The 9,324-nt window shown below is 54.1% G+C and carries 3 protein-coding genes and 2 pseudogenes; 2 read left to right on the top strand and 3 right to left on the bottom strand.

All coding sequences use genetic code 11. The annotated features are described in order from the left end of the window. Both IQ273_RS35025 and IQ273_RS25740 read left to right on the top strand, forming a co-directional pair. On the top strand, nt 1-1,679 hold a 1,679-nt coding region (locus IQ273_RS35025; protein ID WP_278000595.1), incomplete at its 5' end, for a Calx-beta domain-containing protein. A gap of 260 nt (nt 1,680-1,939) precedes the next feature. Next, a complete protein-coding gene (locus IQ273_RS25740; RefSeq protein WP_194025995.1) occupies nt 1,940-7,777 on the top strand; it encodes a LamG domain-containing protein in 5,838 nt (1,945 codons plus the stop codon). A 346-nt stretch (nt 7,778-8,123) separates the two neighbouring features. Here IQ273_RS25740 and IQ273_RS34530 read toward each other — a convergent pair whose 3' ends face one another. The 3 genes and pseudogenes from IQ273_RS34530 to IQ273_RS35995 all read right to left on the bottom strand — a co-directional run. Beyond that, nucleotides 8,124-8,252, bottom strand: coding sequence for a DUF4113 domain-containing protein (locus IQ273_RS34530; RefSeq protein ID WP_255534689.1), 129 nt, complete (start codon nt 8,250-8,252; stop codon nt 8,124-8,126). Nucleotides 8,253-8,306: 54 nt separating this feature from the next. Next, nucleotides 8,307-8,543, bottom strand: a pseudogene (locus IQ273_RS34525) (hypothetical protein); the annotation flags it as partial. A gap of 154 nt (nt 8,544-8,697) precedes the next feature. After that, a pseudogene (locus tag IQ273_RS35995) lies at nt 8,698-8,874 on the bottom strand (LexA family protein); the annotation flags it as partial. Nucleotides 8,875-9,324: the final 450 nt, after the last annotated feature.

The raw sequence follows: 9,324 nt of genomic DNA, 5'->3' as shown, positions 1-9,324 counted from the left end.
TGGCTGGAGCGGCTGGAGCAGGTGGTATAGGTGGTAAGGGAGGCGACTTTGGGGGGAATGGCGGCTCTGGCAGCGCGGGTGGCAGTGGTCAAGTCACCTTTGCCGGTAATAGTCCTGGTGGCGGCGGTCGAGGTGGACAGGGCGGCGGCGGCGCTGGGTTAGGCGGTGCCATCTTTGCCGATACTGGTAGTAGTGTGACCCTTGCCAACACCAGTTTTGTCAACAATCGGGCCATCGGCGGGGCCGGATTTACCAATGGTCGAGGTGTTGGCGGCGCGATTTTTAATAATAATGCCAGCCTTACGACAGTCAGGCTGGCGTTTCAAGACAATGCCGCCACTCAGGGGAATAATCTATTTTCAGCTTTTCAACCGCCATTGGTCGTGCGACCACCTCTCGTTACGTTTGTTCCAATCGCCATCGCCGAGATTTCAGAAGCGGGCGGGCCCGTGGTCCCGATCACCGTTAATGCAGCGCGCGCCGTTGCCGATAATTTCGATTTGATAGTCAGCTACAGTGTCAGTGGAAGTGCTACCGCAGGGCAAGACTTTGTACCATTGTCTGGTAGCGTGGTGATTCCGGCCGGACAGAACAGTGCTGATATACTGCTGCAAATTCTCGATGATCAACTATTTGAACCAACTGAAACGATTACAATCACCCTGACCCCTAGCGCCAATTATCAGCTTCTTGGTGCTCAAACACGCACCCTGACAATTGTGGACGACGAGCAGGGCGGTCTTACAGACCTGGTGGGACAGTGGTTGGGCAATGGCGGCAGGCGCAATTTTGTAGTGACCCAGGGAAAAAGCCGCACTGCGCTTGAGTTTAGCGGCATCGGGCGAGGCGTAAATCCTGACCCTGCGGTCATTCAGGAAGTGGATACCATCCAGTTTGAGGGTGCGGATCTGGTGGCTAAAAATTTGCTCTTGACCCAAGTTGGCACCGATCTGGTTGTCAGTTTTGACGGGGCGAATGATACCCAAGCCGTACTGAAGGACGTTGCCCTAGAAGACCTGGACAATCTGACCAAAGCGACCGGGGCTGCGGTGGATTTGGGCAACATCCTATTTGATGGTCAAACCACCTTTCAGGACAGTTTCGATGTGTTCAATGCGGATGATACGCGCACCGTGGTATTTAACCGCAACACGGTTACGTTCCTGAATGACCTGGATAATAGGGTCTCCGGCTTCCATGACTCCGACGATGTGATCAATGGTCAGGGTGGCAATGACCGCCTGTATGGTCTCAGCGGTGACGATATTCTGCGCGGTGGCGACGGAAATGACACCCTGTTTGGCGGCAGGGGAGCCGATATCCTAGTGGGCGGTGCAGGCGATGACACGCTCTACTTAGGGCGCGATATGCCATCCGGCACGCTTCGCGATCGCGACATTGACACGGTGATCTATCGCCTCGGGGATGACAGTGATGTGGTGCATCAGTTCACCGCAGGTGCCGGGGGCGATCGCCTGCAATTTGAGGGAATCGCCGCGATCGACGTGGTCAGCCATGGCAGCAGCACCTTTTTCCGCTCGGGTGATGGCGTTGCCAACAACGATGGATTTGGCTCGGGTCAATTGCTGATGGAACTGCGCCATACCAGTGGCTTCACCGCTAACAATATTGGGCTAAACCTGGCTAGCGGCAACACAGCACAACTGTTGTTTGCTTAGGGTGTGGGTTAAATCAGGTGCAATGGCAGGGCCGAATTTGACCATCCATTAAGCCTTTTGGAACCAGCGCTTCAGTAACCCTATCCATACAGCAAAGTTTCGTTTGATTCAATCCGCATTTCTGAGTCCTAAAAAATAGGTTTCAGCATTACCAATGCTGAAACCACAAACGATCTCTATGCGTGATTGATTTGCTTTCTAGTGTGCTTAATTCCTGTGGATGACTGGTGAGTTCTACTAACTAATCAGGAAAGAATCCAATGTCTACTCAATCTAGCTTTCAAGACAATTTCACGACCATTTACCGCGATCGCGCCTATCGGTATTCAACCATTGTTCGTCATAACGGCATCGTTATTGCCTTCGCAATGGATCAGCAGCGCAAAATTTATTACTCAGTTTTGAATTTGAATCAGGGCAGTGGCGATGCAAGTGGTACAGCGACAAAGGTGCGCGATCGCGATAACTGGTTACAGGAACCTCAGGAGCTTTATTTCACCAATGAAATTACCCAGGTGGGCTTTGGTGGCTTAGATCTGACAACGCTGCCAATCGTGAACCAGAAGGGTGAAATTGTCACAAACCCGGCCACTGTGCGCCCAGAAGAAATTGATCGGTATCGCTCGTCTACCGCCATTCTCACCGCAGACGCCCCGTTTCAAGTTGTGTCAGATGGTCGATTTCTCTGCGTATTCCGCCAGGCGATCGCCTCAGACGATGCCAACGCCGTGTTTAAACGCAGCGGCGATCAAGTCGTTTTAGACAGCCAGGGTCAACCGGTGCCTCTAGTCGATCGCACCCTGTTACTCGATCGCTTTATGTTGATTGGCACCACCCTACAACCCAAAATGGAAGTGCGCTATCAACGCAGCCGCAACAAAGACTTTCCTCAAAGTGTCAAAGATAGCCTCAGTGCCATAGACATGGAGAGTAAGCCGTTTTATGAACCCACTCAGGAAATCACGTTTATCGATCATTTGAGCCAGGGACGTTTCACGGTATTGCTGCTGCCAACCAAAATTCCAGAGATGAAACGCTGGCAGATCTTTGCCTACGACAGCCAACAGGACTCGATCGCCAGTTGGAGTATTCCCCAGTCTGAAGACGGGCTGTTTGACCTGTACGATCCCGATCAGCAAGCCATTGATGGCGCGACCCCTCCCTCGATTGAGCAGCTGTTGGAGACTGACCCACTCAAGTCATTCCGGTGGGATTTTCGAGCCAGCAACCGCACCCTAGAGTCTGGGTTTTCTGCAATTCTCTACTTCCAGCAAGAGACAGCAGCAACCGGCTATGACAACCTTGAAAAGCCGATGAAAACCAGCGCCCGAGTGCTGCTGACCATGGCAACCAGCGATTCATCAGATCCGCAGAGTCGAGTTACAGCGCTAGATTTTGCGGTCTCCATTGATGGCAAACTCGTGCAGGTGCCAGAAACTCTAGACTTGCAGACAATTGCGGCGACACAACCGGGTGAAATTCCCATCCCGACCGCGCTGCAACAGATCAAAGACTTGGATCAAGCGATTCCCCAAACCCAGGCCGAGATCGATCGCTTGCAGTTGATGGTTGATCCAGCCCTGCGTTCTCAACTGGAGCACAAGCAGACGCGGTTGAGCCGACTCCAGGAGGTGTTGAATTCGCCGACGCTGTTTGATCCAGCCAAAAACCCTTCTGTGATCGTTACCTTAACGGGGGCGATCAACTCCACGGCAGGGCTGATGCAAGAGCTGCAAGCAGACGTACGCCTGCTTCAGGAACGCAGCATTCCTGTCCATCTGAATCCGACCCAGCAGCTTGCCCTGGTCCAGAGTTTCACAAGTCGAGTGAGTATCGCGGCGGTGCCGACGCTGGTGAGGCAGTTGCAGCCAATTGTGCAGGCTTTAAACACTCAGCTGGCAGCACAACTGCGCCTGTTGTCTGACGCCAAACTGCCAAACCAATTGGCAGCAGCTCAGGTAAAATTGGCCGACCAAATCGCCGAGCGCGATCGCCTGAGAGCCATCCTTCGCCATGATGTGCGCGTCCCCATGTTGCCCATCGTCACCGATGACAACGGGTTAAGTGTCCTTGGTGCGGTGTTAGAGTTTGCCAAAACAATTGATACGCCTCAGCTATTTGACAGCGCCAATGGTCATGGGATGCTGTACTTTCGGGGAGCAAATCACGAGTTTTTGAGTGCCCATTACAGCACGTTGAGTCATCGAGCGATCGCAGCACCCGAAAAAGTACTGATGCCCCACTGGGTTGGCCTACCGCCGGGTAATGCGCTGCAATTTGACGGCAAAGACAATTATGTTGGCGTAGCGAAAGAGGGTGCAGCGCTGGCAGCAGCCCAGGATCTCACCCTCGAAGCCTGGGTCAAACCCAGCGATCAACTGACGGGGAGCGCCCGGATTTTGCACCAGGTCTCCGCCACTTCTCGTTACACATTGGGGATAGAGCAACTGCCGCTGTTTCCCTTGAAATTTAATGGTGGAGATGGGCTCCAAGTGGCTTTCCCATCCCAATTGAAGGATAATCCTTCCTTCACGGTGTCCTTTTGGGTGAAGTTTCAGGCGGCAACCCAGCGTCAAGCTATCTTATGGTTTGGTCAGCCTGGCATAAATACCGCAGCTCACTGGCTAATTGGATCAGATCGCCGAGTGCAATTTGGCTTCTGGGATGGAGCGCAGCATCAATTTAGCCTGGCGGATTATGAGAACCAATGGGTGTTTGTCACCACGGTGTATAGTGCGGCGGCGAAAACTCTGACTACCTATTTGAATGGCGATCGCAAGGAAACCCTCTCTGATCTCCCATCCGTCCTTCTGGGAACCACAACATTTCAGATTGGAAGCGCAGCGTTGAAAGGTGAATCTGGTTTGCAGGGAGAACTGGATCATGTGCAAGTCTGGAGTCAGGCGCGATCGCAAGCTGAAATCGAACTGGATATGTATCGTCGGCCCCAGGGCAACGAAGCCGGTTTACTGGCGTACTGGCAGTTTGAAAACCGAGATTTGCGCAATCGCGTCGGCAATACTGCCCCGCAGAGAACGGTTGGTAATCCCCAAGCCAGTCCCTCTACCTTCTCCAGCAACTTTTACGCTACCGTTGGCACGCAAACTGTGCGAGCCAAAACTCTCCTGCCCTCTGCCACCTGGAACCATCTAGCGGCTATCTATAACCAGTCCTATGCGTTAACGTTCAATGGCAGCACGGATGTAGTGGATTGTGGCAGCGACATTACCCTCAACATCAACCGAGATCTGGCTCTAGAAGTTTTCTTACAGGTGAACACTCTAGGTGAACGACGCGGCATTTTGAGTAAAGGCAAATTCAATGACGGCACAGCACAGGATGTACCCTATGCTCTCTACGTCAATCGAGACGGCAAGTTAGTGTTTGCCTTTGAAGATGGCGATCGCAAGTACCAAGAATTCCAATCGAATGCAAGCCTGACCCGAGGACAGTTTCACCGGATTGCGATCGTCCGCAAACATGTAGTGGAGCAACCTCCGGCATCGACAACCAATCCTGAAACCATTGATCCAAACAATATTCAGCCGACACAATCGGCCATCATCACATTCTATATCGATCGTCAACCCGTCGGTACAGCCACTTATGACGGTGGCAGTGTGGGCAGCGGCAACCAGAGTTTAGAAATCGGCAGAGCTTACCTGTCCAATGGTACAATCGCTCCCTTTGTCGGCACCATCAGCGAAGTGCGGATCTGGAATACCGCAATAAGCAACGATCTGATTGGACGTGACTTAAAAGGTCAGGAAAGGGGTCTGGTTTCCTGGTGGCGTATGGAAGAAAACGAAGGCACAACTACCTTTGATGCCAAGAGCAACAACCACGGCAAACTGAAAGGCGTAACCTGGGTGAAAAACCCCGACCCTCAAGGGTCTAGCCTGACTCTGTACCACAATGGTGTGATCGTGCCTGCTCAGCCAATGCTCACAGGGCCTAGATCGGGGGATACGGATCAATTCACCCTCGGCGCAGCGCTAGTGGCTGGCAAACCGCAGGAACGCTTTAGGGGCGACCTAGAAGAAGTGCGAATCTGGAAGGTGCCTCGTACCTCTGAACAGCTTCAAGACAACCTATTCCGGCGCTTACTGGATGATCAGGAGAGCTTGATTGCCTGCTACACCTTTGATGCCGAAGCCCTCGATCAATTGCTCGACCATTCCTTCAATGGGCACCATTTGCCCCTCGGTCAAGCGCCCCATCGGCCTACCTTTGTGGTGTCTACTGCGCCGGTCAGCGACGATGTTCCCCAGGTGCGCAATGCCTTAGCGGGCATAGACACAACCTTCAACGACGTCATCCACAGCCAGCCCAATGTGCAGGAATACGGCGACATGCAGTACGACGGGGATGGCAACTTGATCGGTATCTTGAAACGCTGCCACACGTTCATTAAAGAGGGTCAGTGGCATTTGCTGACCGGTTATAAGGTCGGCAATCTGGTCGCTGAGTGGGTCGGTCAGGTGCAGTTTGACCCTCAGCTAATCGGTTATATCGAAGGTGCACCCCCGATTCCAGGGGAAAATCTGACCCGCCAGGAAGACTATAGCCAGGCAACTTCCGTAGAAATTGTGCAGGCCGATCGCACCGTTCACACCTATTCGGTCTCTAAAGACCAGGGCTTTGATATGTCGGTTGAAGCTCAACTGGGTGTGGGGCTAAAGCTCTCAACCGCCGCTGGCATTGGCGTGGTTCAAGACATCGCAGACGCCAATGTCATTCTCGGTGTGAAAACCACCTTTGAACATTCCCTGGGCTGGCTGGAAGATGCCAGCGTCGGGTCAGGCAAGCAAACTACCAAAGTCAGTCGGCTAGATTTGCAGGGTCACTGGAACGGTGAGCGGTTTGTGCCCCAGAATGTCGGCTTTGCCCTGGTGCAGTCTGAAACCGCCGATGTGTTTGCTTTGCGCTTAAAGCACAATCATGCCCTGGTGTCCTACCAGATGCGCCCCAATCCCGATATTCCCAAGGATTTCAATATCCTCACCTTTCCGATTAACTCGCTCTATACCAAACAGGGCAGTTTGGATGGCCGCCTTGGTCTAGACGCTGACCCCAGCAGCGGCGATGCCAGCTACTTCAAACCCATCGAGGCTTTCGCCCTGAAGAGTCGCATCCAGCGGCAGGAAGAGGAGCTAAAGAGCTTCTTTGCCCAATTTGATGCCGGGGCGATCGGACGACGGCAGAATGCCACTCATTTCTCTCAAGGAGATCTGGCCGCAGGACGGGCGCTGGAGAAGCTGCCCCGCCTAGAGAAGCGCAATCTGGTCAATACCTACGTCTGGACGGCCAATGGCGGACTCTTTACGGAGTCGCAAGAAACTCTGGATGTGATGCAAGAGCAGGTGGGTGGTTCCTTTAGCTTCACCGGCAAAGCCGGGATTACAGCGCAGGCCGATATCTCAATTTTGGGAGCGGCGGCTGAATTTTCGATGGAAGCCATGTTTGGCGGGCACCTGAATCTAACCGTGACCAAGAGCCAAGATTCGGAAACCAGCTTTGGCTTAAATGTCAGCCTGGAGGGTGTAGAGCGGGATATCCATCAACGCGATCGGCAGGGGCGCGTGGTGCTCGATACTCAAGATCCGCTCAACCCGGTGCCCCAAGGGCAACCCGGCAAGGTCGATGCCTATCGATTTATGAGCTTCTACCTGCAACCGGATGTGCAGCACTTTGATGACTTTGTCAACAAAGTGATTGATCCGGTGTGGCTCAATCAGAGCAACAACCCGAATGCGATCGCCCTGCGGCAGGCGATCCAGGCTCAACAAAACGCCAGCGATCGCGACAAAAGCATTCCCTGGCGGGTGCTCCACCGAGTCACCTTTATCAGCCGGGTGTTGCCCGATGTCGATTCACCCCAAGCCACCCCCATGGAAAAGGCGTTAATCAAGGCTAACCTCCGCAGCGGCTGGCAACTGGCTCGACGATTGGCACCGTTTATTCAGGGTAAGGTCGGAGCCGATGTCAATCTGGCGATTCAGGAGGCGATCGCCCTCCATCTCCCTGAACTCAAACCCCATACCCCAGAGGTGATTGCCTACATGCGGGACTATTTCTCGATCCCAGAAACCGCATAGTAGCTGCATTAAGGCCAGCTAGGGCAAAAGTTTTGGAGAATTGCAACCATAGAGAGTTCTCCCACAACTTTTGCCCATCCCCATTGGCGAATCGTGATTTAATTATAGCAGTCAATAAATCTATATCGGTCAACCTGGAGTTTTTTGCTGGTTGAGTTAGGCGTAGCCCGGACTGGAGGAGGCCAGGGCCATGGGTGATGGGTAGAATAGCGCCATAGAATTTCACCTCAGCCCCTGGTCTGCGCCGGGGGCTTTTTGCGACCCAACCCCCCACAGGTCAGCGAGTGGATAACGGCAACACCGCTTCAGCTTCCACCCGTCGTGATCGCCCTTAATCCCCCGCCATCTACCGAGCTACTACCGCTAACTCATCGCACCGAGTTGTGAACCTCTTCCACTCTTGCTGCACCCCCTCAGCGGCCCATCGCACCGTCCCGGCCCCAAACCGATGATTGAGCGCGTCCACAGCCACCATCAACCGCCCCGCCCGTTCTCTCTTCGTCTCATCTACGAACAAGCCGCCCTGAGCCATGCCATCCGGGCTGAGATCCAACAGCAACACCCCCGCCTTGTGATAGGTATACCCAGGCTGATATAGCCGCTCCGTGGCCTCCAACGCCGCCCGAACCAGCGAAGAGGAGTCGTTGGTAGGGAAAGGCAACCCGATCGCCTCTGAATTGGCATACTGCGGCTCTCGGGGCCGAAAGCGATTAGTGGTCATGAAGACCTGCAAAGACTGAGCCACCCGTTGATCGCGCCTGAGTTTGGCTGCTGCGTGGCCCCGTAGGAAGCGATCGCCTGCTTGAGCTCAGCGAGAGACACAACAGCTCTTTCGCGGTTGAGGGCATAGCTCCAGGGGCAGACAGGCCACACCACGCAGCTCTAGAACAGTCCTGACCCCGACGGGACTCTTGATGAAACCGCTTCACCGTCAGGTCGCCGTTGACCACAGCAATAACCACATTGCCGTGGTTAGGCATCAGCGCCCGATCCACAATCAGCAGGTCACCGCAGAAGATACCCGCCCCGATCATCGAGTCGCCCTTGACCTGCCCGAAGAAGGTCGCGGCAGGATGGTGGATGAGGTAACGGTTCAGGCTTCAGCGCAACAGCGGTAGAGCACCTGTAAAAGCCGCGTGTGCTAAGGATTTGAACCTCGGAGTGGAACTCGTTAGAGCGATATAGTACAGATGAACTCAAGAGCTTGTCGAGAACAAAAAGCCCCTGTGCGATCGCAACGCCTTGGTGCTAGGGGGGGGCCGGTCTTTGACCATCGCAACCTGCCGGAGGGGGCTACAGTAGCCCCCAGGGGATTAGCCGTCGAATCTGAACTGGGTCAACCAGTGAGGCCCGCCGCCATTCCTGACTTGTTGTAGTTCGGGCTTGTACTGGCTCAGGGAACGGGGGTAGACACCGGGTAATTGCTCAACTCAGTAGCCAATCAGCCTGCTGTGAGGTAAGGGCACGGGAGATAGCGTCAAAGGCAGAGATGCTTTGACGGCGAGCCGTGTTTACCAGCGAACGCACCTGGGCGAACAACTCCGCAC

It is taken from the genome of Nodosilinea sp. LEGE 07298, assembly GCF_015207265.1.
Taxonomy (GTDB): Bacteria; Cyanobacteriota; Cyanobacteriia; order Phormidesmidales; family Phormidesmidaceae; genus Nodosilinea.
Note: the sequence above shows the minus strand (reverse complement) of the source record. Positions and strands in the feature narration are given on the sequence as shown.

What these genes read in the sequence shown, in the direction of transcription:
- IQ273_RS25740 (WP_194025995.1), top strand. Translation starts at nt 1,940, where the DNA reads ATGTCTACTCAATCTAGCTTTCAAGACAATTTCACGACCATTTACCGC.
- IQ273_RS34530 (WP_255534689.1), bottom strand. Translation starts at nt 8,252, where the DNA reads ATGGTGGCTGTGGACGCGCTCAATCATCGGTTTGGGGCCGGGACGGTG.